At 57.4% G+C, this 1,887-nt stretch carries 2 rRNA genes (both running past the window's edge); both read left to right on the forward strand.

Annotated elements, in window-relative coordinates:
• Positions 1-122, forward strand: a 16S ribosomal RNA gene (locus AB0I04_RS54835) (its annotated part extends 1,307 nt beyond the left edge of the window); the annotation flags it as partial.
• Positions 123-540: 418 nt separating this feature from the next.
• Positions 541-1,887: ribosomal RNA gene (locus tag AB0I04_RS54840) — 23S ribosomal RNA — on the forward strand (it continues 1,881 nt past the right edge of the window).

Raw genomic sequence — 1,887 nt, forward strand, 5'->3', positions numbered from 1 at the left:
GGCAACACCCGAAGCCCGTGGCCCAACCCTTGTGGGGGGAGCGGTCGAAGGTGGGGCCGGCGATTGGGACGAAGTCGTAACAAGGTAGCCGTACCGGAAGGTGCGGCTGGATCACCTCCTTTCTAAGGAGCACTACCACCAGCTCGTGGGTCTCCACGGGTTCGGTGGCTGGCCTGCTGTCACGAGCGAATGTCTCGTGGGTGGGTCTGCTCATAGGTTGTGGAGCACTGGCTATTCGGTCTTCTCGGTTCATGTTTCTTTGTTAGTACTGCCCGCGTGCGGGTCCAGGAAAGCGGAGGGTGTGGGGTGAGGGGCCGGGCACACTGTTGGGTCCTGAGGGAACGGGCGTTCACGCTCGGGCTTCTCAGGCAGAACCCCTCTTGTGGGGGTTCTCCGCGTTACAGGCTGATCTGGTCGCCATACCGCATCAAGGTCCTTGAGTTCGAGGGTTTTGGTGGTTTGGTGGTGGCTGGGGGTTGGTTCTGTCCGTGTTTTGAGAACTGCATAGTGGACGCGAGCATCTTTGTTCTTGTCGAGTGTGTTCAAGTTTTTTAGGGCACACGGTGGATGCCTTGGTACCAGGAGCCGATGAAGGACGTGGGAGCCTGCGATATGCCCCGGGGAGTTGGCAACCGAGCGTTGATCCGGGGATTTCCGAATGGGGAAACCTAGCACCTGTCATGGGGTGTTGCCTCCGTCTGAATTGATAGGGCGGTTGGTGGTAACGCGGGGAAGTGAAACATCTCAGTACCCGCAGGAAGAGAAAACAATAGTGATTCCCTGAGTAGTGGTGAGCGAAAGGGGATGAGGCTAAACCATGCGCGTGTGATAGCCGGCGGGTGTTGCGTGTGTGGGGTTGTGGGAGTGCCTTTGTCTGGACCGCCGTCTGGGCGTGGAGTCAAAAAACAACAGGATAGTCGAATGATCTGGGATGGTCGACCGTAGTCGGTGAGAGTCCGGTAGGCGAAATCTTGTTGTCTTCATTAGGTGTTTCCCGAGTAGCACGGGGCCCGTGAAATCTCGTGTGAATCTGCCAGGACCACCTGGTAAGCCTGAATACTCCCTGGTGACCGATAGCGGACTAGTACCGTGAGGGAAAGGTGAAAAGTGCCCCGGTGAGGGGTCGTGAAAGAGTACCTGAAACCGTGTGCCTACAAGCCGTCAGAGCTCCCGCGCCTCTTTGGGGTGTGGTGTGATGGCGTGCCTTTTGAAGAATGAGCCTGCGAGTTATGGTGTGTGGCGAGGTTAACCCGTGTGGGGGAGCCGTAGCGAAAGCGAGTCTGAATAGGGCGTTTTCAGTCGCATGCTGTAGACCCGAAGCGGAGTGATCTACCCATGGGCAGGTTGAAGCGCGGGTAAGACCGTGTGGAGGACCGAACCCACCAGGGTTGAAAACCTGGGGGATGACCTGTGGGTAGGGGTGAAAGGCCAATCAAACTCCGTGATAGCTGGTTCTCCCCGAAATGCATTTAGGTGCAGCGTTGCGTGTTTCTTGCCGGAGGTAGAGCTACTGGATGGCCTAGGGGGCCTACAAGCTTACTGAAGTCAGCCAAACTCCGAATGCCGGTAAGTGAAGCGTGGCAGTGAGACTGCGGGCGATAAGGTTCGTAGTCGAGAGGGAAACAGCCCAGATCACCGGCTAAGGCCCCTAAGCGTGTGCTAAGTGGTAAAGGATGTGGAGTTGCTGTGACAACCAGGAGGTTGGCTTAGAAGCAGCCACCCTTGAAAGAGTGCGTAATAGCTCACTGGTCAAGTGATTCCGCGCCGACAATGTAGCGGGGCTCAAGCACATCGCCGAAGCCGTGGCATCCCAGCAATACCCAGGCGTACTTGTACGTCCAGGGGTTGGGATGGGTAGGGGAGCGTCGTGTGGGCTGTGAAGCGGCA

The sequence above is a fragment of the Actinoallomurus sp. NPDC050550 genome, assembly GCF_040655075.1.
In the GTDB taxonomy this organism is placed as follows: Bacteria; Actinomycetota; Actinomycetes; order Streptosporangiales; family Streptosporangiaceae; genus Actinoallomurus.